At 70.0% G+C, this 25,445-nt stretch carries 22 protein-coding genes and 1 pseudogene; 9 read left to right on the forward strand and 14 right to left on the reverse strand.

What is annotated here, in order from left to right:
- Positions 1-75: 75 nt before the first annotated feature.
- Complete coding sequence (locus tag G401_RS0107795) at positions 76-1,743, forward strand: hypothetical protein (protein WP_027342061.1); 1,668 nt, start codon at positions 76-78, stop codon at positions 1,741-1,743.
- Between the two features lie 124 nt (positions 1,744-1,867).
- Here the strand turns inward: G401_RS0107795 and G401_RS0107800 are convergent, their stop codons facing one another.
- The 5 genes from G401_RS0107800 to G401_RS0107820 form a co-directional block, all read right to left on the reverse strand.
- On the reverse strand, positions 1,868-2,329 hold the full coding sequence (locus tag G401_RS0107800) for a VOC family protein (protein WP_034591014.1): 462 nt from the start codon (positions 2,327-2,329) through the stop codon (positions 1,868-1,870).
- Positions 2,329-2,925 (reverse strand): VOC family protein, encoded by a 597-nt coding sequence (locus G401_RS57550; RefSeq protein ID WP_245601651.1) that lies wholly within the window; start codon positions 2,923-2,925, stop codon positions 2,329-2,331. The genes G401_RS0107800 and G401_RS57550 overlap by 1 nt, the downstream gene beginning before the upstream one ends.
- Positions 2,926-3,349: 424 nt before the next feature.
- A complete protein-coding gene (locus G401_RS0107810; RefSeq protein ID WP_027342063.1) occupies positions 3,350-4,135 on the reverse strand; it encodes an alpha/beta fold hydrolase in 786 nt (261 codons plus the stop codon).
- Positions 4,135-4,752 carry a dihydrofolate reductase family protein gene (locus G401_RS44195; protein WP_051366346.1) on the reverse strand — a complete coding sequence of 206 codons (618 nt, stop codon included), beginning with the start codon at positions 4,750-4,752 and terminating at the stop codon, positions 4,135-4,137. Before G401_RS44195 ends, G401_RS0107810 begins: the two co-directional genes overlap by 1 nt.
- Positions 4,753-4,830: 78 nt before the next feature.
- Positions 4,831-5,817, reverse strand: coding sequence for an AraC-like ligand-binding domain-containing protein (locus G401_RS0107820; protein ID WP_169734159.1), 987 nt, complete (start codon positions 5,815-5,817; stop codon positions 4,831-4,833).
- A gap of 261 nt (positions 5,818-6,078) precedes the next feature.
- Between G401_RS0107820 and G401_RS58490 the strand changes: the two are divergent.
- Positions 6,079-7,108 (forward strand): annotated as a pseudogene (locus tag G401_RS58490) (IS630 family transposase).
- Here G401_RS58490 and G401_RS0107835 read toward each other — a convergent pair.
- Both G401_RS0107835 and G401_RS44205 read right to left on the reverse strand, forming a co-directional pair.
- Positions 7,105-7,755, reverse strand: coding sequence for a response regulator (locus tag G401_RS0107835; RefSeq protein ID WP_027342065.1), 651 nt, complete (start codon positions 7,753-7,755; stop codon positions 7,105-7,107). The pseudogene G401_RS58490 and the gene G401_RS0107835 overlap by 4 nt on opposite strands.
- The gene (locus G401_RS44205; protein WP_064741710.1) at positions 7,707-9,650 is read right to left on the reverse strand and encodes a sensor histidine kinase; all 1,944 of its coding nucleotides are present in this window, start codon (positions 9,648-9,650) and stop codon (positions 7,707-7,709) included. Before G401_RS44205 ends, G401_RS0107835 begins: the two co-directional genes overlap by 49 nt.
- Positions 9,651-9,781: 131 nt before the next feature.
- Between G401_RS44205 and G401_RS0107845 the strand changes: the two genes are divergently transcribed.
- The 4 genes from G401_RS0107845 to G401_RS44210 all read left to right on the forward strand — a co-directional run bounded on the left by G401_RS0107845 (position 9,782) and on the right by G401_RS44210 (position 13,467).
- Positions 9,782-10,717 carry an ABC transporter ATP-binding protein gene (locus G401_RS0107845; RefSeq protein ID WP_027342066.1) on the forward strand — a complete coding sequence of 312 codons (936 nt, stop codon included), beginning with the start codon at positions 9,782-9,784 and terminating at the stop codon, positions 10,715-10,717.
- Positions 10,714-11,445: an ABC transporter permease gene (locus G401_RS0107850; RefSeq protein ID WP_027342067.1), complete on the forward strand. Its 732-nt coding sequence runs from the start codon at positions 10,714-10,716 to the stop codon at positions 11,443-11,445. Before G401_RS0107845 ends, G401_RS0107850 begins: the two co-directional genes overlap by 4 nt.
- Before the next feature lie 28 nt (positions 11,446-11,473).
- A complete protein-coding gene (locus tag G401_RS0107855; protein WP_027342068.1) occupies positions 11,474-11,887 on the forward strand; it encodes a nuclear transport factor 2 family protein in 414 nt (137 codons plus the stop codon).
- An 80-nt stretch (positions 11,888-11,967) separates the two neighbouring features.
- Positions 11,968-13,467, forward strand: coding sequence for an MFS transporter (locus G401_RS44210; protein ID WP_064741711.1), 1,500 nt, complete (start codon positions 11,968-11,970; stop codon positions 13,465-13,467).
- A gap of 65 nt (positions 13,468-13,532) precedes the next feature.
- Here G401_RS44210 and G401_RS0107865 read toward each other — a convergent pair whose 3' ends face one another.
- The 3 genes from G401_RS0107865 to G401_RS44215 all read right to left on the reverse strand — a co-directional run bounded on the left by G401_RS0107865 (position 13,533) and on the right by G401_RS44215 (position 16,465).
- Positions 13,533-14,276, reverse strand: a complete 744-nt coding sequence (locus tag G401_RS0107865; RefSeq protein ID WP_157545440.1) for a hypothetical protein — start codon at positions 14,274-14,276, stop codon at positions 13,533-13,535.
- Between the two features lie 25 nt (positions 14,277-14,301).
- Positions 14,302-15,282, reverse strand: a complete 981-nt coding sequence (locus G401_RS0107870) for a hypothetical protein (RefSeq protein ID WP_027342070.1) — start codon at positions 15,280-15,282, stop codon at positions 14,302-14,304.
- 544 nt (positions 15,283-15,826) lie between these two features.
- A complete protein-coding gene (locus G401_RS44215; protein ID WP_051366350.1) occupies positions 15,827-16,465 on the reverse strand; it encodes a TetR/AcrR family transcriptional regulator in 639 nt (212 codons plus the stop codon).
- A gap of 195 nt (positions 16,466-16,660) precedes the next feature.
- Between G401_RS44215 and G401_RS44220 the strand changes: the two genes are divergently transcribed.
- Positions 16,661-18,196, forward strand: coding sequence for an MDR family MFS transporter (locus G401_RS44220; protein ID WP_407636843.1), 1,536 nt, complete (start codon positions 16,661-16,663; stop codon positions 18,194-18,196).
- A gap of 82 nt (positions 18,197-18,278) precedes the next feature.
- Here G401_RS44220 and G401_RS0107890 read toward each other — a convergent pair whose 3' ends face one another.
- Positions 18,279-19,526 (reverse strand): hypothetical protein, encoded by a 1,248-nt coding sequence (locus G401_RS0107890; protein ID WP_051366351.1) that lies wholly within the window; start codon positions 19,524-19,526, stop codon positions 18,279-18,281.
- Positions 19,527-19,678: 152 nt separating this feature from the next.
- On the opposite strand from G401_RS0107890, the gene G401_RS44225 reads away from it, so the two are divergent.
- Positions 19,679-20,578, forward strand: coding sequence for an aminoglycoside phosphotransferase family protein (locus G401_RS44225; RefSeq protein ID WP_051366352.1), 900 nt, complete (start codon positions 19,679-19,681; stop codon positions 20,576-20,578).
- A 9-nt stretch (positions 20,579-20,587) separates the two neighbouring features.
- On the opposite strand, the gene G401_RS0107900 is transcribed toward G401_RS44225, so the two are convergent.
- Together G401_RS0107900 and G401_RS0107905 are read right to left on the reverse strand one after the other, a co-directional pair.
- A complete protein-coding gene (locus G401_RS0107900) occupies positions 20,588-20,974 on the reverse strand; it encodes a hypothetical protein (RefSeq protein ID WP_245601653.1) in 387 nt (128 codons plus the stop codon).
- Positions 20,971-21,387, reverse strand: coding sequence for a MarR family winged helix-turn-helix transcriptional regulator (locus tag G401_RS0107905; RefSeq protein ID WP_027342073.1), 417 nt, complete (start codon positions 21,385-21,387; stop codon positions 20,971-20,973). Before G401_RS0107905 ends, G401_RS0107900 begins: the two co-directional genes overlap by 4 nt.
- A 109-nt stretch (positions 21,388-21,496) precedes the next feature.
- On the opposite strand from G401_RS0107905, the gene G401_RS44230 reads away from it, so the two are divergent.
- Positions 21,497-22,228 carry an NAD(P)-dependent oxidoreductase gene (locus G401_RS44230; RefSeq protein WP_051366353.1) on the forward strand — a complete coding sequence of 244 codons (732 nt, stop codon included), beginning with the start codon at positions 21,497-21,499 and terminating at the stop codon, positions 22,226-22,228.
- A gap of 102 nt (positions 22,229-22,330) precedes the next feature.
- Here the strand turns inward: G401_RS44230 and G401_RS44235 are convergent, their stop codons facing one another.
- On the reverse strand, positions 22,331-25,423 hold the full coding sequence (locus tag G401_RS44235) for a BTAD domain-containing putative transcriptional regulator (protein WP_051366427.1): 3,093 nt from the start codon (positions 25,421-25,423) through the stop codon (positions 22,331-22,333).
- Between the last annotated feature and the right edge of the window lie 22 nt (positions 25,424-25,445).

A 25,445-nucleotide genomic window follows, 5' to 3' on the forward strand; every position in this document is an offset into this window, starting at 1 on the left:
CGGTCCGGTTTCGTACTCGGGCCAGACGCCCGTCCCGCAACTTCGCAGCTCCGCACGACAGAGCTTGAGGTCACCATGATCAACTGGCAGGACATCCAGAATCCCACCTTCGTGGAGCGTGTTGCGAAGGCTGCGCTGAAGCGTCAGCATCCTGCTGCCCGCGGGATCGATGGCTCGGGTGGCGATGGGGGTCGTGACTGCGTATGGGATTCGCCAGACGGCCTGGTCATCTTCGAGATCAAGTCTTTCACTGCCAGGCTGAGCACCAAGCAGAAACGCAACATCGAAAAGTCGCTGCTCAAGGCGCTCCAGCATGATCCGATCCGGTGGGAACTTGTCATTCCGCTGGACCCCTGCCCGACCGAGGAGACGTGGTTCACCGGTCTTAAAAAGGCTCATCCGGGCATTAAACTGGTGTGGAACGGCCGTGACTGGTTCGACTCCCAGATGGCGATGCATCCCGATCTTCGCGAGTATCTCGAAGGCGTGGACTCCCGCCTGCTCGCACGTGCGCGGACAATGAAGCTGGAGAAGGAGGTCCTTGCAGGCGGGCTTCCCGACCTCGGTGGCCGGCTGGCCGACTTGACCAGAATCGCCGCCGAGCGTTTTCCGGGGCATCAAGTGAGCTTCACCTCTGGGCCGGACGGGCTGACAATCACTGCCTCGAATAATGAGGTCGGACTGGCCTCCGAGCAAGCGCTCGATCTCGACACGAGTTTCTACTTCCCCGATGATGACGCCGACGCGCAGTCCGTCAAACTCCAGTTTAAAGAGTTCCGTGACTACGGGGGTCAGGTCATCGTCCCCGACCGTTACGTCAACCGCGAAAATCCTCGTTGGGTCGACTACGAGCGGTTCTGGGGCCAGATCGGGACTGGGTCCGACGCGCTGGAACTACGGTCTGTTCCCGACAGCACTAAGATGCCGCTCCCAGTCCAATTGATCTTGAAGGGTCCAGATCAGATTCCGAAGGCGCGGCTGGACATGAGGCTGACCCACCGTGTCCAGGGGCTGCGCGGAGGCATCGTCATGGGAAGCGATCTTATGGAAGTCCTTCATTTGGAGATGCGGCGCGACTTGGCAACCCCGACCCGGTCAGGCGTGCTGCGCCTTGAACTCAACGCGCTGGCTGGCAAGTGGTCCTATACGGCGGAGGCCGTCGCGGAGTTCATCGTGCAGTCGACACCCGAGGACACGCTCACCGTCAACTTCGGTCCGACTGCGTACGCTTCTGCGCCTGTCGGGGAAACCTTCGACGACATGCGGGAAGTCGCGCAGCTCATCGTGGCGCTCAACATCATCCAGAAGCACACCAACGTGCATTTTGCAGTCCCCGCCGAACTTACGCATGCAGACATTCGGATGGCGAGCGCCGTGGCTCAACTGCTGGAAGTCGGCGAGGCGGTGCTGGTGGAGCGCACCTACTGGGTCGGTGTTAAGCCTGACCACGTAGCCGATTTTCTCGCCGAGATCTCGACGCGGATGATCGACGACAAACTGGCGATCTATGCCATACGCCCAGAACAGTCGTTCGAGGTGGTAGGCCAACACGTCGACGTCGGCCGGACAAGCATATATGGCGGAAAGGTCTGCCTGGTCAACCGTCGAGAGCTAGAAGCATATCAAGCGGGCAACCCCCCGCCTCGCGCACAGTTTACGTGCCTGCCGGGCGAGCACCTCGTCGGCCGCCGGCATGATGGTGAGGGCGGCTTGGAGGTTCGGGCTCTCGAAATGCGCAAATAGCCGTCACCCGGGATTGGTTGCCCCCGTCCACTCCTCGGCACGAGTAGATTAGGGCTGCGCCGGGTTTGTCCGAGGCTACTACCATCTGAGGACTCTCAGATGGCGACGATTCCAGACAGCGCCGCTAGTCGAGGCAGAACTCGTTGCCCTCAGGGTCGGTCATGACGATGTGACCGGCGCTCATCGGAGGCTCGGGCTCAAAGCGGCGGATTCGGGTCGCTCCCAGCGCCACAAGCCGCTCGCACTCGGCTTCGAGGGCCGCCATCCGTTCGTCACCGTGCAACCCCGGAGCCGCACGTACGTCAAGGTGCACACGATTTTTAGCGATCTTGTCTTCTGGAACTTGCAGAAAGAAGATCCGCGGACCGTTGCCGTGTGGGTCCTCGATCGCCGATCTCGAGTTGCGCTGGTCCTTCGGTACGCCGGCCCGTTCAAGGAACTCGCTCCACGCAGCTAGAGGGTCGGCACCTTCGGGCAACTCGACACCGGGCGGCCCGGGATGCACGTAGCCCAGCGCATCACGCCAGAACGACGACAGCGCGCCCGGGTCATGGGCGTCGAAAGTGACCTGGATATGACGGCCCATCAGTTCCAACTCCGCTCGCAGCCGCTCACGCCTGAGGAATCATCTACACCCGTCAGGCCACGCCAACGAACCGTTCCGTACCCGAAATCGGTTCTTGGTTCATCATGTTTCCCCTCCGGGACCCTGATGAACAGGACAGTCGGGGGCATCGGCTCCCGGCGCACCGCCTCCACGGTCGGCTCCCACGAGGCGATCTCGACCTGGTCGCTCTTATCCTCGATTACCCGGTAGTCCAAAACGGCCGCCCAGAACCGGGCCAGCCGGTGCGGGTTCCGGCAGTCAACCGTCACCTGCAGCAGTCTGCTTGTCATGCGCCCTCTCGTGATAATCGACGTCCTTGCGTCGGCGCGATCGACCCTACAAGGCCGGCTTCCGCTTGGCGTGCATCCCGATTTTCTGATGTCATCCTCACGAGCGAGCCCGTCATCGAAGGTCGTGACGACAGCCCGAGCTGCGGATGGAGTTCGTCGACGTCGCGCACCCATCCGGCGCAACGGCTCCTCGTCGGCGACCAGTTCCTGGAAGAGTTCCCGCAACGCTTCGGCGGCCGCGTCGTGCCCTCGCCGCAGCGCCACCTGAGCCCGGGTGTGCAGCATCGTGCGGGCACCGGCGAGGTGGCGATCGCCTGCCGGGCGCCGGGTACTGGTGGGGCAATCCGGGCGGCGAGCCAGGCCCCGATCGCCGCGGCGAGCAGATCGGGGTCGAGGGCTTGCAGCAGCCTGCGGATCATCGCCTCGGGCGATCGCCGGTCTGGGTCGATACCCAGCAGCACTGCGGTGTCGGCGGGCAGATCCGCGACCCATTCGGCGATCGCGGTGTAGGTGGGTAGCCGGCCGCCACCGCACAGACCGCCGCGGTGAGCACCACTACCAGACCATGGCGGATGCCACGACGTGCGCGGGGATCGGGTACCGCGGCCCGGGCAGCGGGCAGACCAATCAGGACTTTGCCGGGACCCTGGTGGCCGGCCGGTCCCCGATAGCGGTGAGCGGCCGGCCACTTTCGCCTGCGTGACGTGAGCTACCCGGCGCGGAAGAACGCCACCACCGCTTCGCCGAGGACGGCGGGGTCGAGCTGGCCGTGCGCCTGCCCTTCCAGCGTCTGCGACCGGGCACCGGGCACCGCCTCGGTAACCGCCACGGCCGCGGTCTGCATGCGCACAGGGCTGGCGGTGCCCACCAGCACGAGCGTCGGCGCGGTCACCGACGCCAACAGCTCGACCGGAACCGACTCCTCACCCACGATGGCGGCGTCGTAAGCCAGGGTGTGCGCCACCGCCTCCATGACCGGCCAGAACGGCTGCGTCCGCATCCCGGCGACCATGTCGGCCGGCATGTCGGCGCCCCGGGTCAGGAAAGCCTCTATCGCGAGATCGCGCCGGCCCGAGTTGACAAGGTCTGTCAGCTCCTTCTCCGTCGGCAGCGGCGGGCGCTCCGGGTCAGTCACGAAGGGCGGTTCGAACGCGGCGAGGCGGGTGATCGGCACACCGGCCGCGTCGGCTCGCAGGGCCAGGATCGCACCGGAGGAGCCGCCGAAGACCATGGCCTCGCCACCGGCGGCGGACACGACCGCGCGTAGATCCTCGATCTCGCGCTCCACCGCGTACGGGGCGGTGTCACCGCTGTCGCCCCGACCCCGCCGGTCGTAGCGGTAGACGGTGAAGTCGGCCGCGAGCTGGGCGGCGAGCCCGGCGGTGACCGGTTCGTTCCGGTCGCCGAACGCGCCGACGACCAGGACGACGGCCGGTCCGCTGCCTTCGCGTCCGTACGCGATCTCGGTGCCGTCGGCGGATGTGACGTGGTACATCAGGGAGTCTCCTTTGCGGCTGTCGGCCGCTGTAGCTGCTCTGTCGTGTTCGGTCTGTAGGTCAGCACGAGGACGCCGTCGGGGCCGACCGGGCGGGACTCGACCAGGGTGAGGGCGGAGGGCTGGAAGTCGGAGCCGAACATCGGCTTGCCTGTGCCGACGATGATCGGGAAGACCATCAGCCGGTACTCGTCGACCAGGTCGTTGGCGGCGAGGGCGCGCACCAGCTGGCCGCTGCCGTTGACGAGCAGATCCCCGCCCTGCTCCTTCTTGAGCCGACTGATCGTCGCGACGACGTCGCCGCTCAGGATGGTCGTGTTGGTCCATGACGGCGCGTTCAGCGTCGTGGAGACGACATACTTCGGCATGCCATTCATCTTCTCGGCGAACCCGACCTCGTCGGTCATGTTCGGCCACGCCGCCGCGAACCCGTCGTAGGTGACGCGCCCGAGCAGGAGCGCGCCAGCCTCCATCACCTCGTTGAGCTTGAAGGCGTTGCCTTCGCTGCCGCGGTCGAACTTGAACGCCCAACCGGCGCGGTCGAAGGCCGGGTCGTTCCCGGGACCCTCCATAACGCCGTCTACCGTCACAAACTGCGAGACGATGATTCTTCGCATGTCTACCCCTTATCGCTCACCCCAAGGTTGGCCCCCGGGGGCGGGGTCTGTCTTGCGAATCAGCGCCGCGGGCTTGCGTTACCGCGCCGCGTCGACCATCTCGCGGTAGACGCTCGGCGGCATCCCGTGCACGGCACGGAAGAGCCGGCTGAAGTGGGCGGAGTTCGGCATCCCCCAGCGCGCCGCGATCGTGCTGACCGACAGCCGGCGCAGACGGGGATCAGCGAGATCGAGCCGGCAGCGCTCCAGCCGTCGCTGGCGGATCCAGCGGCTCACGGTTGTCTCCTCGGCGGCGAAGAGCCGATGCAGGCTGCGCGGAGAGATGTGGTGCGCGGCGGCGACGACGGCCGGGGTGAGGTCCGGGTCCGGCAGGTGGCTGTCGATGAACGCGCACAGGCGCGGCATCAGCGCCGTCGTCGGCGGCGCCGCGCCTTCGAGCCGCTCGCCCAGCAGCACCGTCACCAGCTCCAGGACGACCGTGGACAGTCGGGCGGCCGTCGCGGTGTCGTACCGGTCGATGTCGCGGACGAGACGGGCAAAGAGCGGCGCGGTCAGGGCCCCGGCCCCGTCCACAGCGGAGATCGGGGCGGCGGTGAGGTCGCGGACCGCGTCCGCCGGCACCGGCAGGCGGCTCCGCGGGATGGAGTAGACAGCCAGCTCGACCGCGCCGGTGTAGTCCAGCACGTACGGGCGGCTGAAGTCGTACATCGTGAAGGACGCCGGTGTGATCGTGGTGGAGCGGCCGTCCTGGGCGAGGCGGGCGGTTCCTGCGATCGGGAGGACAAGCCGCACCGTCTCGCTGGCGTCCCGGCGGATGAGGCCCGTGGTGCGCCGCACGGCGTGCGGGGTCGTGGTTACGATCCGGGCCACCCCGATCGGCCCGAGCCGGGCCGTGGCGATCTCACCGACCAGGGGTGCGCCGCCGCCGATGCGGAGGTCCAGCGGGCCTAGCGTGTCGCAGATCGTGTGTCGCCAGTACTCCCGACGCTCGCCCGGATCGACATCGCTGGACCGGATCACCGTCACCGCCGGTGACCGTTCCCCCACAGCCATCGAACCATCCACCACGCCCATGATAGACGCACTGGTCCCGGCACTCCAGGACAAGTGCCCGGTGACGCACCGTGATTGACCTCGGCGGGTGAGCGACGCGCGGAGCCATCGCTCGCCCCTCAGCTCAGACGAGGGTGAAGGTCCAGTGCTAAGCGGGTTGACCGAAGTTTTGTCCGTGACTCGCCCGAGTCAGGTGAGGTCCACATAGGAAGACCTTGTCAGGGTTTGATCGAGTTTCCACACAACGATCAACCTGACTCGGTCCCCGCCAGTATGCGCCCCGCACACGTGTACGCCAAGCCGACCGACCAGCAGTACCACGAGGTCGTGGACGCTCTGCATCGGCAATGGCGGGTCCCCGCCCGGGCCGTGATGATCCTGCTGTCGGCCAACGGCATGTCCGCAGCCGAGATCGGCGCCCTGCTGCACTACGACCCGCGTACGGTGCGGCGGTGGATCACCCGCCACGACGGTGAGGGCCCGGCCGGGCTACCCGACCGGCCACGCCGCGGACGACCCCGGCTGGGCAGTCCCCGGCTGGGTGAACGCATCCGCGCCCTACTGGCCACCCCGAAGGCATGAACCATCGCCCGGATCTGGCGGCAGCTGGGACGCCCCAGCATGAGCCTGCGTACCGTATACCGGCGGGTCCGCGAGCAGACCCGCTGGCGCCGGCCTCGACTGATCGCCAAGAGCGACCCCGACTACGACACCATCTGCGCGAGCATCAGTGCCCAGGTCGCCGCCCTGCCCCAGGGGGAGGACGAAACCCACCTGGATCTACTCGCCCGGGTACGCGCCTGCTGGATGCCCACCGGCATCCGTCATCGGATCCTGACCCCAGGTTCCAACATCCGCCGCACCATCCACGGCGCGATCAATCTGACCACCGGCGCCTGGCACCATCACGTGTCGGTCCGCAACGTCTCCGTGGTGTTCTGCTACTTCCTCGACATGCTGCTGGCCGCCTATCCCGACGCCCCGGTCGTGGCGGTGATCTGCGATAACGGCACCACCCACCACAGCAAGATCACGCAGAGGTGGCTGGCCGACCGACCACCCCCGTCTCCTGCTGATCGGGGGAGCCAAATACAGCCCGCAAGACAACCCGGTCGAGCGGGTCTGGGCCGTACTGAAGCAGCACATCGCCAACACGGCGAAAGCGACCATCGCCGACCGAGTCCGACAGGCCCACGCCTTCTTCCGCAACCGCAGCAGCGACCAGAATCTCACCACCGCCGCGCCATGGACCTCACCCTGGCTTCCCGACGGTTACGGACAAGACTTCAGGCCAGGCGCTTAGCGTTCGCTGTCCAGGTACGCCAGTACCGCCAGGACCCGGCGATTGTCGTCATCGGACAGTCCGAGGCCGAGCTTGCCGAAGATGTTCGCGGTGTGCTTGCCGACCGCGCCTTCGCTCATGAACAGCCGCTGGGCGATCGCGGCGTTGGACCGGCCCTGGGCCATGAGGTCGAGGACCTCCCGCTCGCGCGGGGTGAGCTGGTCGACGGCGCTGTCCGGCCGGGCCCGGCTGAGCAGTTTCGCGATCACGTCGGGGTCCATCGCGGTGCCGCCCGCGGCGACCCGCCGGATCGCGTCGACGAACGAGGCCGCGTTCAGCACCCGGTCCTTGAGCAGGTAGCCGATCCCGCCGGAGCCGTCCTCCAGCAGTTCGCGTGCGTACAGCTGCTCGACGTGCTGCGACAGGACCAGGATCGGCAGGCCGGGGCGGCGGCGCCGGGCCTCCAGGGCGATCCGCAGGCCCTCGTCGGTGTTGGTCGGCGGCAGGCGTACGTCGACGATCGCCACGTCGGGCTCGTGCTCGGCCAGTGCCGCCGCCAGCTCCGGTCCGGTCTCGGCTGCCGCGACCACCGTGAAACCGTGCGCGGTCAGCAGCTGGATCAGGCCTTCGCGGAGGAGGTAGAGGTCCTCGGCGAGGACGACGCGCATGGGATCTCCATGATCAGCTCGGTGGGGCCGCCGGACGGGCTCGACAGCGACACGGTCCCGTCGAAGATACCCAGCCGCCGGGCCAGCCCGCGCAGGCCACTGCCACCGCTGGGGTCGGCGCCGCCGCGGCCGTCGTCGCGTACGGACATGCGCAGCACGTCGCCGAACACGTCGAGGCGGACCGCCACGGTACGCGCCCGGGCGTGCCGGACGGCGTTGCCGAGCGCCTCGGCGAGACAGAAGTACGCCGCGGCCTCGATCGGCTCCGGCAGGCGTACCGGCAGGTCGACCTCGACGGTGACCGGTAGCGGGCAGTCCAGGGCGAGCGCGCGTACCGCGTCGGCCAGGCCGCGCTCGGCCAGCACCGGCGGGTGGATGCCGCGCACGATCTCACGCAGCTCGCGCAGGGCCTGAGCGGCCGAATCCTGAGCCTTCACGGCGAGGGCCTTGGCGGCGCCCGGATCGTCGTCGATGAGCGCCTCGATCGCGCCCAGGCTGAGGCCGAGCGCGACCAGCCGGGCCTGCGTACCGTCGTGCAGGTCGCGTTCGATGCGGCGCAGCTCCCGGGCCGCGGCGTCGCTGGCGTCGGCGCGCGAGAGGGTCAGCTGCTCGACCCGCTGGGCGAGGACGGCGTCCCCGGTCGGCGCGAGCAGCAGCCGGCTCCAGCGGCCGTGCAGCCGCAATGCCGCCGGGGCGATCACGATGCCCAGCGCCGCCAGCGCCAGGCCGACCGGGATCGCGGCCGCCGGTTCGCCGAGGAACCGGCCGTACCAGAACGACACGGGGGATCCGCCGGCGAGGAAGTGCACGATCCGCGGCAGGACCAGACCCCAGATCCCGTACACCACAAGGAAGACCGGCACTCCGGCGATGAGTCCGCCGACGACCGGGTCGGTGCCGCGCCACAGCAGCTCCCGCCAGGTGGCGGGGTCGGTCTGCACCCAGTGCATCCGCTGCGACCACAGTGCCCATCGAGGCGTCTTGAACAGGCTCTTGCCGACCCGGTACATACCGTCGGGCCGGCGGACGAGCGGCGGCAGCGGCCGGTAGGGCGACGGGATGCTCACGCCCGACCACGGCGCCAGTGACCGCCGCCAGTTCGCGGCGAAGCGCAGGTCGGCCTGGGCCCACGGGATGACGAAGATCAGGCCCAGGCCGTAGGCGAGGATCAGGCCGGCCACCGTCGCGGCGAACACCACCGCCGCGGTCACGCTGGTGAGCAGCAGCACCGCCAGCTGCAGCACCGGCCGCAGCGACCGGGCCGCCCAGGCGCGTACGGGATGGCGGGGGCGGACGTCGCGGACGTCGGCGCGCAGCAGCGGGCCGCCGAGCAGGCGCCGGTGGAAGCGGGCGGTGAGCCGCAGGCCGGCGGGGGCGAGCGCGAAACCGGCGGCGGCGCACGCCACGACCAGCGCGACCGCCGGCAGCGTCGCCGTCATCGTCGTCGTCGCGAGGAGCAGCGCGGCGGCTACCGGCAGCGCCACGGGCAGCACCCCCGGCAGGCCGCCGACCGGCGCCAGGACCAGCCACGCGAAGTCGCGCCAGGTCGCGTTGTCGCCCAGCACCCACTCGATGCGGGCCTCCGTCCGCGGCCACCAGGCGTGCTTGAACAGCTGCCGGTCGCGCTGGTACCAGCCGTCCGGCTGGCGCACCGGCGGCGGCGGCTCGGCCGCGTAGGGCACGCGCACGTCGAAACCCGCCAGTTCCCGCGTACGCGTCCGCACCCGGCCGGTCAGCCGCCGAGCCGCCAGCATCGGGGCGGGTAGGAGGAAGACCAGCCCGAGCAGCAGCCCGAACGGCATCACGAGCAGGATCGGGACCAGGGCCAGCACGCCGGTCAGGGCCAGGGCGTACAGCTCCAGACCCGCGGCGAACGCGCGCAACCGTGCCGTCATGGACCCTAGTGTGGCCGGTCGGGCCCGCGACGGCACGGGGCCCAGGACCACATGAGGGTGGGGCTAGGTCCACCCCCGGCGGAGAGCCAACCGGATACCGGGCGGCGCCGCCGATTCCTAGCGTTTGCGGCATGGCAGTCCTCGAAGTCACGAACCTCCACAAGCGGTACGCCGACCGGATCGCGGTCGACGACGTCTCGTTCACCGTCGAGCGCGGCGAGATCTTCGGCATCCTCGGCCGCAACGGCGCCGGGAAGACCACCACAGTCGAATGCATCGGCGGCCTGCGTACGCCCGACCGGGGCGAGATCCGCGTGCTCGGCCTGGATCCGCGGCGCGACCGGGAACGGCTGCGCGCGGTCCTCGGCATGCAGTTGCAGGAGTCCACCTTGCAGGATCGCATCACGGCCCTGGAGGCGCTGCGGCTGTTCGCGTCCTTCTACCCGGACCCGGCCCGGCCGGAGCAGCTGCTCGACGACCTCGGCCTGGCCGGCTCGGCCCGCACCGCGTACGCGAAGCTGTCCGGCGGCCAGAAGCAGCGGCTGTCGATCGCGCTGGCCCTGGTCGGCAACCCGAAGCTGGCGATCCTCGACGAGCTCACGACCGGCCTGGACCCGCAGGCCCGCCGGGACACCTGGCATCTCATCTCCGGCATCCGCGACCGGGGCGTGACGATCCTGCTCGTCACGCACTTCATGGACGAGGCCGAACGGCTCTGCGACCGGGTCGCGGTGATCCACGAGGGGCGGGTGGCGGCCCTCGACACCCCGGCGGCGCTCACCGCCCGCGCGGCCTCGGGCCAGGTGCTCACCTTCCACGTGACCCGGCCGGTCGCGCTCGACGGCCTGCCCGGCGTCGACTCGGTCACCCTCGACGGCGAGCAGGTCACGGTACGCGGCACGGACGAGGCGCTGCCGGCCGTCGTCGCCGAACTGGCCCGCCAGGGACTCGCCCCGATCGGCCTGCGGGTCGAGCAGTCCACACTCGACGACGCGTTCGTCCAGATCACCGGCGGTAGCCCGGCTCCATCGCTCGCCCAGACCGTCCAGCAGGGAGAAGCCCGATGAACTCGACCATGTTCCGCACCGAACTGCGGCTGTACTTCCGCGACATCGCCGCCGTCGTCTTCGGCATCCTGCTCGCCCCGGCCATCCTGGCGATCCTGGGCAGCGTACCGGCGTTCCGGGCGGCCGACCCCGCGCTCGGCGGGCGTACCACCGTCTCGATCTACGTGCCGATCATGCTCACCATGGCGGTCGCGATGGTCGCCCTGAGCATGCTGCCCGCACAGCTGTCCGCGTACCGGGAACGCGGCATCCTGCGGCGGCTGGCCGCCACACCGGCCCGGCCCCGGGACCTGCTCACCGCACAGGCACTGGTCCAGCTGACCGTGCTCGGGATCGGCGTACTGCTGGTGCTCGGCGTCGGCTGGCTGGCGTACGGGGTCGAGCTGCCGGCCAACCCGGTCGCGTTCGTGCTGGGCTTCCTGCTGGTCGCGGTCACCCTCTTCGGCATCGGGCTGCTGCTCGCCACGGCCGGCAGCGCCAAGATGGTCCAGGGGCTCGGTTCGCTGACCTTCTTCCCGCTCATGTTCTTCGCCGGCCTCTGGGTCCCGCGCGAGGTCATGCCCCGCACGCTCCAGCAGATCAGCGCGTACACCCCGCTGGGGGCGGGCGAGCAGGTCATGCAGGACGCCGTGGCCGGCCACTGGCCGCACGCCATGAACATCGCGGTCCTCTGCGTGTACGCGGCCGCGGCCTGGGCGGGTGCGGTCCGCTTCTTCCGCTGGTCCTGACATCCGTCGCCACCGCTACGCTGACCCGATGACCGAGACACCCGACGCGAAGGCCGCCATCGACCACCTGATGACGGCCTTCCTCGGCGCCTTCGCCAACCCGGGCGGGGGCGCCCCGGACGTCGACGTGATCTACGACCTCTTCCTGCCCGACGGCATGATCATCAGCATGGTCACCGGTACGCCGGTCGTCTACGACCTGCGCGCGTTCGTCGAACCCCGCCGGGCGATGCTCACCGACGGCACGCTGACCGACTTCCGTGAATGGGAGACGGGGGAGTCGACGCAGATCTTCCAGTCCGTCGCGCACCGGTTCAGCACCTACAGCAAATGCGGCTACCACCACGGGACGTGGTTCGAGGGCCGGGGCGCGAAGACCACCCAGTTCGTGCGTACGCCGGACGGCTGGAAGATCAGCTCCCTGGCCTGGGACGACGTCTGAGCCGCGTACGCCGATACGCCCCGCCGCGGCCCCGGTCGCTGCGACGATGAGGTGATGTGCGCAGACCCTGCCGAGCGGCCGTGACACAGGCCCAGCCGCTGCGGTGGCGCGCGCTCGGCGTGACCCAGGCCGCCGCGTTCATGGCGCTGCTCGACGTCAGCATCGTCAACGTGGCGCTGCCGTCGATCGAGAACGACATGTCGGCCTCGCCCGGCAGCGTCCAATGGGTCGTCTCCGGGTACGCGCTGACCTTCGGCCTCGCCCTCGTCCCGGCCGGCCGCCTGGGCGACAGCCTGGGCCGGCGCCGGATGTTCATGATCGGCGTGGCCGCGTTCGTGGTCACCAGCGCCCTGACCGGGCTGGCGCCGACGACCGGCCTGCTCGTCGCCGCCCGGCTGCTGCAGGGGCTGGCCGGCGGCACCCTGGTCCCGCAGAACTCCGGCCTCATCCAGGAGCTGTTCACCGGGGCCGAACGCGGCCGGGCCTTCGGGATCCTCGGCGCGACCATCGGCCTCGCGACCGCCACCGGCCCGGTCGTCGGCGGGCTGATCCTGACCGCCGTCACCGGCCCGGACGCGTGGCGCTGGGTGTTCTTCATCAACGTCCCGATCGGCCTGGTCACGCTGTTGCTGGCGCGCAGGTTCATCCCGACGCCCCGGATCCGCGGGCGTACGCGCGCGGATCTCGACGTGGCCGGCTCGCTCCTGCTGGGCGCGGCGGTCCTGACCCTGCTGCTGCCGCTCATCGACGCCGGCTCCGGCGGCCTCGGCCCGATCGCCTGGCTCTGGGTGGCCTCGATCCTGCTGTTCGTGGCCTTCGCCCGCTGGGAAGCCCGCACGGTACGCGTCGACCGCCAGCCCCTGCTGCACCCGAACCTGCTCAAGATCTCCGGCTTCCTGCCCGGTGCCGTGATCGGGCTCGCCTATTTCGTCGGCTTCACCGGGATCTGGCTCGTGCTGGCGATGTACTTCCAGCACGGCCTCGGCTTCACGCCGCTGCGCTCGGGCCTGGCGGTGAGCCCGTTCGCGCTGGGCGTGGCGACCTCCGCGGCGCTCGCCGGCCGCCTGGTCAACCGGGCCGGCCGCTGGCTGACCGTGTGCGGCCTGGTCGCCACCATCGGCGGCCTGGCCGTGACCGCCTTCGTCCTCAAGGACGCCACCGCCGCGACCGCCTGGCGGCCCTCGATCCCGCTCGCGGTCGCCGGCCTCGGCGGCGGCATGGTCACCTCGCCCAACATCACGCTGTCGCTGCAGAACGTCCCTGTCGCGATGGCCGGCGCGGCGGGCGGCGCGCTGCAGACCGCCCAGCGCATCGGCTCGGCGATCGGCACCGCCGTGCTCGCCACGATCTTCTACCGCCTGCTGAACGCGAGCGGCAACGACTACGCGTCGTCGATCCGCGACACGATCCTGACCGCCGCCGGGATCATGCTGATCGCCCTGCTGCTCGCCGCCGTAGACCTGCTCCGCAACCGCCGCCCGGCGCCACCGCCCCGGGTCCGGGTCGAGCGGCCCGAGCACGAGGGATCACCACCGTGCGCGGACGCTCCGGCCGGTGTCGTCACCCATCCGCGCCCCTAAGCGGCGTAGCTCAGTTGGCTCGGTAGCGGCAGGGGGACCTGATCCAGATTCGCGTCGTGGACTGCTTACGGTCCGGCAGGGCCTGTGGTGGCAAACGCCTGCGGTAGTTGTAGGGACCCGGGCTTCGTAGCGTAGGCATAGTCGACCCGCAACTGCCACCGGCAGTACTGCCGCTTGGCAACGGCAGCGATGTCGACTTCCTGTAGATACCCGATGTCCGAGGTGCGTGGGTTCAAGACAAGCCTCATCGCATGAGGCCCGTTGAAGAAGTCCTCCCCGGCATGTTCCGAGCCGGCCGGATAGCGTAGGACCGGGTGGGGATCGTCCAGGTCAAGGTCGAGGCGCAACTTTGCCTCGACACCTCCTTGATGTTGGAAAAGGTTCAGCGTGCCGGAAAGGGGCATCTGGCACCTCACGCTGATCACCGCGATGTTCACTATGTCGATCTCACGCTGGCGACGGCTGACGAAGCTCAGTTCCATGAACGTCTTTTCCAGGTCAGCCTGATCGGTACCGTTTGAGACCCAGTATGTCGGATCATAGGAACTGCCTGGGTCCAGCGACACCGCGACGCTTATCGGCTCGCCGGCCGCGAACTTGTCTGCTAGTTCCGCTGGTAGCAGATGGCTTTCCGCCAAATGGGTTAGGAATTGGGAGACCTGGGTGGCGGCAACCGCGACGACAAGGGCGATGAGCCACGCAATCGGCTTGCGGGCATATCGACTGAGCCGCGCGATGAAGGGCGCGACGGAAGGCTGAGCTCCCGTTGCCGACGGCTGCATTGCGGGCGTTGCCTTCACTACGTGCATCGCAGAGGGCGACTTCTTCTTGCGTCTACCTGACATGGTCGTTCCCCTTCTCCTCGGCACGGGCGGTGTGCCTGTGGTATGCCCAAGCGAACGCCAGGCCGCACAGCAGCCCGACGATCAACGCCGCGCGTAGTGCCTCAACGAGATCGAGCATCGCGTGCAACAGCAGGTGATCGAGGTTGGAGGGCGAGCCTGGTGGCAAGATGGTCCGCAACCCGCCGATGATCATTGCGGTAAGCATGGCCATCCACCAGCCCACCAGTGCAGCCACCATCAATGGGATCGCATCGAGCCGTTGGACGATCTGACGAGTCAGCACAGTTACGGCGATTCCCGCGACCACCCAGGGGAGGGCGTCGAACAGCCACTGGTCGACCTGCTGTCCGGGCGCGGGCACCACGGACAATACGTGGAGTTGTGGGTTCCACATGACGATGAACCACCCCACCGATCCGGGACCGCCGGTGGGGTCGTGCGGGGGAAGCATCGGCCAGGCGGCTGCCGCCAGAAGCATCACTCCTGCCGGTGTCGCGGCAAGAGCCCAAGGGACACGGCGGGGGGTCGTGGTGTGCTCCTGGGCACTTGACATGGCCATGTTGACGACGGTCAGCCCAAGGGCTGGAAGCCATCCGGCGAAGAATGCATACAGCTCACCAGATGGTGCCTGGGCGAGGATGAAGCCGGCAGACAAATCGTGAACGAAGGCTGCCAGGCACACAGCGGCCGTCAACGCCGACCATGCTGTTAGGAAGAACACGAGATGATCGCCGGGGCGCTGTGCCGGCCGCAGGTACCGCGCCACGGCGTACAGAAAGACGGACCCGATCAGTAGGTACAACCAGGTCGCGGTGATGTCTCGGCCCAGGAACGCAACACCCAGTACGTAGCTGTTGATCATTCCCGCCAATGGCCCGTCCGTGAACGACGAGGGTTGCATCTGGCGCTGCAGCAGCAACTGAAACCGCGGAGTATTGACCAAAAGCGCGAAGCCGAGGGTGACGAACAAGAACGTCCCGCAGACCGTCCAGGGCCGTGCCCGTCTCATGCCCACAATGTATTTAGCCGTTACCCTCCGCGGAACTGGGCAGCGGTCACGTGTGCCTGGAAGGGCATCGGAGCGAGCCGGACCGACATAGCCTGGCCGCCATTCCGATCGCCGAGGCTGACGACCGGCCGGGCCTGCCCAGGGAACCGCGGCGGTTCATCGGGCGAAGTCGCGAACATCCAGAGTTCCCTGATTGCAGGCGACATAGACCAGCCCGTCCGGCGTGACCGCGACACCCGGCGGGCCGTCTGGCGGAACCCGGATCGGCCGCCGTAGCTGATATACCCTCTGCGGCTATTGCCTGTTCCTCGGGAGAAACACTTTTCTGTGATGGTCGTCGGTCAGATAGCAGCGGTTGGTGTCGACGGGGTCTGCAGCGACGTTGCCGATGCCGGCCCCTTCGTCGATCTCCGCAACCGGTGGCCCGTGATGGCGCCTCGGGTCCGGGTCGAGCGGCCCGAGCATGAAGGATCACCATCGTGCGCGGACGCCCCAGCCGGGGTGGTCACCCATCCGCGTCCGTAATTCGGGTGCCATTGTGGACCGCGGGCTTGGGGAACAGTCCCGCCGTCAACAGTTCCGCCGCCTTCAGCGCGGCAGTGAGGATGTCGGCCTCCTGGGCGCCGGTGTTCTGGGCCGCGAGAACGGTGACCTGTCCGGCCAGCAGCGCCATCCGTGCCCGCAACTGATCGGCCAGCGGCGCATCCGGACCGAGCAGCAGTTCCACCGCTTGTTGCAGCCGCTGGGTGAGGGCGGAACGGTCGACGGGCAGGGCGGTGGGGTTGGCTGCTGCGAAGCGAACCACGGGCAGCGCCCGTCCCACGGTTTCGGTGACCCAGTCGGCGAGCAGATCCGTGGAACGCCGAGGTGACGGCGGCCTGCGGGCGGCTTCGGCGAGCAGGTCGTCGAGCGCCCGGAGGTTCTCTTCGAGCAGGCTCGCGATGATCGCTTCCTTGCCGGAGAAGTGGTAGTACAGGGCTGCCTTGGTGATCCCGAGGTGCTCGGCGATCTCGCGCATCGAGGTGGCGTCATAGCCGCGTTCGGTGAACAGGGCCAGCGCGACATGTTGGATCTCGGCCCGGGTGCCGCCTCGCCTGCGGGCGTTACCGGACTCGGGGTTCCCGGCTTCGCCGACTGTGTGCATTGCCACATTTCCCCCGTGAATAGGGCGGCTACCTGGGTTTTGTCGATCATACCGGTGCCCGCCCTCCTTGCTTACCGGTCGGTCAGCAAGTAACTTGCTAGCCGACCGGTAAGTTGTGCACAGGAAGAGGTCCGCGCCGTGACGGCACCAAGCACCACATCAGGCGAGGTTGCGACCCCGCCGCTCGGCGGCGGGCTGGGCTTCAGTCACCGCCAGATCCTGGCCACCATGAGCGGCCTGGTCATCGCCATGCTCCTGGCGATGCTCGACAACATGATCGTCGCTCCCGCGCTGCCGACCATCGTCGGCGAACTCGGCGGTCTCAACCACCTGGCCTGGGTCACGACCGGCTACATCCTCGCCTCCACCGTGTCCACCCCGATCTGGGGCAAGCTCGGCGACCTCTACGGGCGCCGCTCCACCTTCCTGGCGTCGGTGGCCCTGTTCCTGCTCGGCTCGGCGCTGTGCGGCATGGCCCAGAACATGGCCGAACTCGTGGGCTTCCGGGCACTGCAGGGCCTGGCCGGCGGCGGCCTGATGGTCGGCGTCCTGTCGATCATCGGCCAGATGATCCCGCCCCGTGACCGCAGCAAGTACCAGGGCCTGATGATGGCCGTCATGCCGGTCGCGATGATCGGCGGCCCGCTCATCGGCGGGTTCATCACCGACAACCTGTCCTGGCGGTGGGCGTTCTACGTCAACCTGCCCCTCGGCGCGATCGCCCTGACGGTTTGCTGGTTCACCCTGCGCAAGCTGCCCAAGGGCACGGGCAGGGCCCGTATCGACTGGCTCGGCACCGGCCTGCTCACCATCTGGATCACCGCGCTGGTCCTCATCGCGAGCTGGGGCGGCACCCAGTACGCCTGGGGCTCGCCGCAGATTCTCGGCCTGCTGGCGCTGACCGTCGTCGGTTTCGTGGCGTTCATCTTCGTGCAGCGCCGGGTCGCTGAACCGATCATGCCGCTGCGGGTGTTCCGCAGCCGCAACTTCAACCTCGCCGGTGCCGTCGCGTTCATCTCCGGCTTCGCGATGTTCGGCACCATCGCCTTCCTGCCCCAGTACCAGCAGTTCGTTCAGGGGGCCTCGGCCACCAACAGCGGCCTGCTGCTGATGCCGATGATGATCGCGGCCATGGTCGTCAGCCTCGCCGGCGGCGTCCTGATCAGCAAGACCGGCAACTACAAGTGGCTGCCCGTCGTCGGCACCACCCTGGTCACGGTCGGGCTGGGCCTGTTCGCCACCCTGACGACCACGACGTCCACCACCATGACCGGCCTGTACATGGTGGTCATCGGTGCGGGCATGGGCGCCATGATGCAGACGAGCACCCTCATCGCCCAGAACAGCATCGAACTGCGCGACATGGGCGCCGGTACCGGAGCCTCCACCTTCCTGCGCAACATGGGCAGCTCGCTCGGTGTAGCGCTCCTCGGGGCGATCTACACCAACCACCTGACCAGCACTCTGGCCGGCGCCGGGGCCGCCGGCGGCACCTCGACGGCCACGCTGACCCCGCAGACGCTGCGCAGCCTGCCGCAGGCCGCTCGCGAGCTGTTCCAGCACGCTGTCACCGACGGTGTCACCGCGCTGTTCATGGCCGGCGCCGTCGTGGCCGCGGCCGGCATCGTGATCGCGCTGTTCATCAAGCAGGTCCCGCTGCGTACGGCGGTCGCGCCGGCCCGCACCGTGGAGGCCCCGGTGGACGCCGAGCGGGAACTGGTCGCCGGCTGACGGATTGCATGACCGGCTGGGGTCGGAGCATCGGATGGTGCCTCGACCCCAGCCGTCGGCCCCGGCGCGAGGAGGAGCAGGGTCAGGGAACCTTCGCGGAGAAGACGAAGCGGTTGTTGCCCTCGTTGATCCCCCACAGCCGCGCTGCCGATCCGTTGTACGCAGGCTGGAACGACAGGTTCTCCAGGCCCCCGTTGACCGTGGTCTGCTGATGCGGCGCCTGGCCGGGAACGGCCTTGTGGATGCACGTGCCGCTGCCGCCGGCGCAGGTTCCCGACAGGTACCAGTTGGTTCCGTCGCTGGCCGCGCCCTGCATGTGCCAGATCGGCGACGTGTACGCCTCGTCCGCGTGCACGAGTCCGTCGGTCCCGAGGAGCGGCAGTGCCGTCAGGAAGTTCATCGGCCAGCGGATGGCGCGCCCGCCCGCGGAGTCGGCGGCCACGAACTCGGTCGACACCATCGTGTCGCGGTTGGCGCCGCGGCGGTCGAGGCTGATCGAGTTGAGGCAGGGACGCGTACCCGTGACGGGTGTGCAGCCGATGTACTTGCCGTCGGTGGGAACGTAGTCCGGGTAGTACTCGCCCATCATCGGCAGCGCGTAGCGGTGCCAGCGGGCGCTGGGGGCGGCGGTGCCGTCGGTACCGAGACCGATGTCCTCGGCCGACCGCGTCATGGTCCACAGGTGGCTGAGGCTGAACGCGTGCAGCCGGCCGCCGTTGGCGACCAGGAGCGAGTCGCCGTACCAGACGACGCCGTCGGCGTGGTTGAAGTTGAAGGGCGCGAACGTGTCGACGCCGTTGACGGTGACCGGCACGACCAGCAGCACGTCGCGGAACTTCAGGTGAGCGGTGTCGGTGTAGTCGACGAAGGTCAGCCGCGCGAAGGCGTCGGAGTCCTGGATGCCGTGCCAGCTCGCGACGGCGATGCGGCGGCCCTCCCAGACCAGGTTCGGCTGGGCGTCCCAGGAACCGCTCAGGCCCTGCGGCCGCCAGTTCGCGGTGTCCCAGTCGTCGTCGGCCGGGTCCCAGCAGAACCCGGTCGGCGCCAGCGTCGTGACGATGCCCGTCGGATGGCACAGGCCCCAGGTGGGATGAAAGTCCTGAGGTCCGTCGATCGCCGCGCCGAGCGACGCCGGCCTGGTCACGGTGCCCGCGGCTTCCAGACGATCAATGATCTTGCGGTTCGTGTCGAAGCTCTTGCCCGGATCGAGCACGAACGAGGTCGCGTCGATGGAGGCGAAGGCGGCGGCCGCCTGGGCGGGGGAGGGTGGGAGCAGGGTCGCCGACAGGAGCAGGAACGTGCAGGCGGCGGCGATACGGGTTCGGCGCATGACTACCTCCGGGGGAGTGGTCCGATGATCACCATACCGACCACAGTAGACACACGCGGGCGCGCGCGTCGACGGGCGTGATCAACGGAACCGGCCCCGGTACGCCCGGAAACGGGTTGGACCGTGCGGGTGGGGGCGGTTAGATTCGCGCCGTGGTCCGGCCAGGAGAACTCGTCATCGGTGTCGAGCACGTCCACCGCCTGGTCGCGGACCAGTTTCCGCAGTGGTCCGGACTGCCGGTCGTCGCGCAGCCGTTGACCGGCACCGACAACGCGCTGTTCCGGCTCGGCGACGACCTCGTCGCCCGGCTGCCCCGCGCGCCGTGGGCGGTCGACCAGGTGTCGACGGATACGACCTGGCTGCCGCTGCTCGCGCCGCACCTGCCGGTCCCGGTCCCGCTGCCGGTCGCGGTGGGGGAGCCGGACGCGGGCTATCCGTGGCCGTGGACGGTCGTCCCGTGGCTGCCCGGCCGCAATCCCGACCCCGAGGAGGACCTCGTCGGCGTCGCGGAGGACCTCGCCGGGTTCGTCCGCGCGATGATCGCGATCGAGCCGCTCGACGGGCCGCTGAAGCAGGGGATCGCCCGCGGCGTACCGCTGGAGTGCCGCGACGAACTGACCCGGCGGTCGATCGAGGAGCTGGGCGACCGGATCGACGGCCGGGCGGTGACCGCGGCCTGGGACGAGGCGATGGAGGCGGCCGCGTGGCCGGGGCCGCCGGCCTGGCTGCACGCCGACCTGATGGCCGGCAACCTGTTGGTCGACGGCGGCCGGCTCAGCGCGGTGATCGACTTCGGCGGCCTCGGCCGGGGCGACCCGGCGATCGAGCTGCTGCCGTGCTGGCGGCTGTTCGACGACCGGGCCGGTGCCGCCTATGTGGAGGCCCTCGGTTTCGACGAACCCACCTGGGTACGCGGCTGGGCCTGGCCGCTGTCGATCTCGCTGTACTGGCTCGCCGACCTGTGGGACGTCCTCGATGACGAGGATCGCGCGTACGGGCTGCGCAGCATCGACATCGTCCTCCGCCACCGGGGTCGCCGGCCCGTCCGGTGAGGCGCGGCGTCAGCTCACCGGCAGCGGAGCCAGATCGGGCTCGACCCAGGCGGTCCGGGCCGTGGCCGACGCGAGCAGGGCCGAGCTGTAATGCGTACTCAGCAGGCGTTTGTCGAGCAGTTCCGGGTAGCGCTCGGCGAAGGTGTCGAAGTCGGCGGCGGGATCGGCGGTGTGGTGGCCGACGAGGCGTACCCAGGCCCGGCTGACCGTCTCGTGGTACTTCTGCGGCGCGCCAGCGTACCGGGCGGTGGTCTGGATTCCCTCGCGGACCAGGTCGCTCGCGGCGGCTTCGCCGTAGCGGCGGACCGCGTGCCAGGTCAGTTCGATGTGCTGGCGGTGGCCGAAGCGTACCGAGTGGGCCATCACCTCGGCCATGAGCTCGTCGAACGCGGTCATGGCCGGGCCGCCGTCAGGGCGTCGAGGACCGCGCGGGCGCCGTCGATCTGCTCCCGGCTGAGCCCGGCGAGCGCGCCGTGCTCCAGGTCGGCGAACGTCTGGCGGATCAGTGTCGCGGTCTCGCGGCCGTCGGCGGTCAGCTCGATGAGCACCGCCCGGCGGTCGCCGGGGCGGGTGCCGCGGGTGATGAGGCCGCGCCGTTCCAGCCGGTCGAGGATGCCGGTGAGGGTCGCGGGCTTGCTGCCGACGGCCGCGCCGAGCTGCGAGACGGTACGCGGTTCGCCGTCGCCGAGGTTGCCCAGCACGTTGATCTCCGACGCGGTCAGGTCGAGGTCGACGAGCGTCGTCGTGACCAGGTGCAGCGTCGCATGGGTGGCCCGTTGCAGGGCGAGTAGTACGGGTTCGTTCTTCACGGTTCCGAATTATACGGAACCGAAGTAATGCTGTCCAGCGTGCGCCGGACTCCCGGGAGATGCTTCAGATCACATATCGTATGAGAACCATATGACATAGGATCGGCGCATGAGGATCGTCATCTTCGGCGCCCACGGGCTGACCGGGCGTACGCTCACCGGCCAGGCGCTGGCGGCCGGGCACGAGGTCACCGCGATCACCCGCCGGCCCGCCGAATTCCCCGTCGAGCATGCGCGGCTGCGCGTCGTCGGTGCGGACGTGTACGACGGGAACGCCGTGGACGCCGCGACGGCCGGTGCGGAGGCGGTGCTGTCCACGCTCGGCGTACCGTTCACCCGCAAGCCGGTCAGCGTCTACAGCGAGGGGATCCGCAACATCACGGCGGCCATGGCCCGGCACGGCGTGTCGCGGATCGTCGCCGTCAGCTCCAGCGCCACGTATCCGCACCACCACGCCGACGGCGGCTTCCTGATGAACCGCGTACTGCAGCCGATCGTGGTCGCGACGATCGGGCGCAGCACGTACGCGGACATGCGGATCATGGAGGAGCACCTGCGGGGGAGCGGGCTGCGCTGGACGATCGTGCGGCCGTCCGGGCTCTTCGACACCCCGGAGGTGAGCCGGTACCGGCTCCACGAGAACGAGGCGCCCGGCATCTTCACCAGCCGGGCCGATCTCGCGGCGAGCCTGCTCGAACAGCTCGCCGACGACCGCTACCTCCGCAAGGCGGTCGCCGTGACCACGGTGGAGGGTACGCCGACCCTGTGGCAGATGATGCGCAACGAAGCGGTCAAGCAGCCCGGCGGGCCGAGACCAGACCGCTCTCGTACGCCGCGATGACCAGCTGCCGCTCGGCGTGCTCAAGGGCATCACACCGCTGTCGATCGTGGCGACCATCGCCGCGCTGGCCGTCCTCGGCATGCTCGGCTGAATCGGCCACGTTCAGCCGGGGAGCAGCGGACTGTCGCGGACGGCCGCCAGTGCCTCGTCTCGGCTCCACGCCTCCCCTTCGGCGAGTGCGGCCGCGTACCGCGCCGGTCCGATCAGTTCCTCGGCGGCCCGCATCACCAGCGCGGTGTCGGTGTCGGTCGCCAGCCGGGCCCCGTGCACGGCCCGGGCCGCGCCGAGCAGCAGCGCCGCCCGAGCGCCGTCGCCGTGCAGCAGGGCGACACCGGCCAGGCCGATGACGGCGTCGGCGGCGAGCAGGTAATTGCGGTGGCCGGCGGCTTCGTCGAGGAGGGTCCGGTGCAGCCGGGCGGCTTCGACCGGGCGGTCCGTGGCGGCGGCGATCCAACCGAGACCGCGCAGGGTCTTGAGGCGCAGGAAGCGGGCGTCGGCGCCGACGGTGGCCCCGGCGAGCGCCTTCGCGTACTGGTCGGCGGCTTCGGCCAGGTCGCCCTGCTGGCGGGCGACGTCCCCGAGCCCCTGGTGCAGTTCGGGCACGTCGCGGCGGCCCGCGCGGGCGGCGGTCGCGGCGGCGCGGTCGAGATCGGCGCGGGCCGCGGCCAGGTCCCCGGTGAGCACGCGGACCTTGGCCCGGCGGCAGAGCAGGTCGGTCAGCGTCGCGCTGGCGGTGACCAGCTCGGCGGCGGTGTCGACGGCCTGGCTCATGAGCGCGAGGGTCCCGGGCCAGTCGCCGCGCCAGGCGGCCAGTTCGGCCAGCAGGTCCAGGGCGTTCGTGGTTCCCCACCGGTCGCCGGTCGCGTGGAAGCCTTCGAGGGCGAGGGTGAGGGCCGCCTCGGCCGCGTCGGTCCCGCCGTGCGCCACCTCGCGGGTGCCTCGATGCAGCTGGGCGACGGCCTGGGACCAGGCGTCCGCCGCCGCCGGACGGTCCGGATCGCGGCAGAGCACGGCCGTCGACGGCCAGCGGGGCGCCTGGTGGGCCACCGGGACCATCGCCCGCGTGAGCCGGCGGGCCGCCGTCGGGCCGGGATCGGGCGCTGCCATGGCGTTGCCGGCGCACAGCAGGTACTCCTCGGCCAGGTCGGCGGGCGGCGGGTCGCCGACCTGGGCCAGCAGCTCGACGCAGAGCACCGCGCCTTCGTGGCGCCGCCCGCCCAGGTACCAGTACCAGGACATCGCCGCGGCCATCCGCAGTGCCGACCGCGCGTCGCGGGACGCCGTCCAGCGCAGCGCGGCCCGCAGGTTGTCGTTCTCGGCGGCCAGCCGGTCCAGCCAGTCGAGCTGCCGGCGACCTCGCAGCTGCGGGTCGGCGGCAGCGGTGAACTGCCCGAAGTACTCGGCGTGCGCGGTTCGGACGGCGAGTTCCTCACCGGCTTCGGCCAGCTGCTCGGCACAGAAGGCCCGGATCGTCTCCAGCATCCGGTACCGGCCGCCGGAATAGTCTACAAAGGACTTCTCGGTGAGGCCGGCGAGCAGATCGGGCACGTCCGCTTCCGGCAGGCCGCACACCGCCGTGGCCGAGGCGACGGTCGCGCCGCCGGCGAACACGGTCAACCGCCGGGCGAGCGTACGCTCCGCCGGGTCGAGCAGCTCCCAGCTCCACCCGGTCACCGCCCGCAGCGTCTGATGCCGGGGTTCGGCGGTCCGGCTGCCCCGCGACAGCAGCCGGAACCGGTCGGACAGTCCCGCCGCGACCTCGGCCGGCGTGAGCGACCGCAGCCGCGCCGCGGCCAGCTCGATCGCGAGCGGGAGGCCGTCGAGTCCGGCGCAGATGCGTACCACGTCGTCGATGACGTCCTCGTCGAGCCGGAAATCCGGCCGGACCGTACGCGCCCGGTCGGCGAACAGGCGTACCGCCGGGCTGGCCAGGCGATCCTCCAGCGCGCAGCCCGCCGCGGCGACGGCGAGCTGGCCGACCGGGAACAGGGCCTCCCCGGTCAGCCCGAGCGACTCGCGGCTGGTGGCGAGGATGCGCACCTCGGGACACGCGGCGAGCAACCGGTGGGCGAGCCTCGCCGTGGCGTCGACGACGTGCTCGCAGTTGTCCAGGATGAGCAGCAGCCGGCGGTCGGCGAGCGCGGTCAGCAGGTGCCCCTCGGCGGCCGGCTGCGGGCGCGGTTCGGTGAGGCCGAGCGCCGCGGCGATGGTCTGCGCGAGCAGCCGGGCGTCGGTCAGCGGCGCCAGCTCGATGAACGCGAGCTCGCCGTCGATCGCGGCGGCGGCCTCGATGGCCAGTCGGGTCTTGCCGGTGCCGCCCGGCCCGGTGAGGGTCACCAGCCGCTCGCCGGCGAGCAGCCCGGCCAGCCGGGCGAGGTCGTCGTCGCGGCCGACGAAGCTGGTCAGCTGCGCGGGCGTGCGGCGGGGTCCGGGCGCCGGGCGGTCCCGGAGGATGGCCAGATGGGCGGCGGCCAGCTCCGGCGACGGATCGGCGCCGAGTTCGGCGGCCAGCGCGCGGCGGGTCCGTTCGTAGAGTTCGAGGGCCTCGGCCTGCTGCCCGCAATCGTAGAGCGCCCGCATCAGCAGTGCGCAGGCCCGTTCACGCAGCGGCTGCGCGGCCAGCAGATCGGACAGTCCGGCCACGGCGGCCACCGGTTCACCGCAGGCGAGCGCCGCCTCGGCATGGTCCTCGACCGCGGCCGTCCGCAGCTGGCCGAGACGGGCCGCGTACGCGTGGAGGAACGGCACGTCGGGCAGGTCGGGCCGGTCCCGTCCCTGCCACAGCGCCAGCGCCTGGGCCAGCAGCCGCTCGGCCGTCACGGGGTCGGCGGCCACGATCCGCCGTCCGTCGGCGGCCAGCCGGGCGAACAGGTGCGCGTCGACGGCGTCGGGTTCGACGGCCAGGCGGTACCCGGCCGGACCGGACTCGATCGCGGCGCCGGTGCCGGCCACCAGGCGGCGCAGCCGGGACACCTGCCCGTGCAGCGCGTTCGCGGCGTCGGCCAGCGGGCCGTCGGCGTACAGGGCCTCGATCAGCCGGTCGGTGCTGACGGTCCGCCCGGGCTCCAGCAGCAGCAGCGCGAGGATGGCCTGGCGTTTCGGGCCGCTGATGGCCACCGTCGTGCCGTCGAGGTGACGGACCTCGACCGACCCCAGGATGCTGAACGTCGTGCCTGCGGGGTCCTGCGCGGTCATCGTGTCCACCTGGATCTTGGCA

The organism is Hamadaea tsunoensis DSM 44101 (assembly GCF_000428945.1).
Taxonomy (GTDB): Bacteria; Actinomycetota; Actinomycetes; order Mycobacteriales; family Micromonosporaceae; genus Hamadaea; species Hamadaea tsunoensis.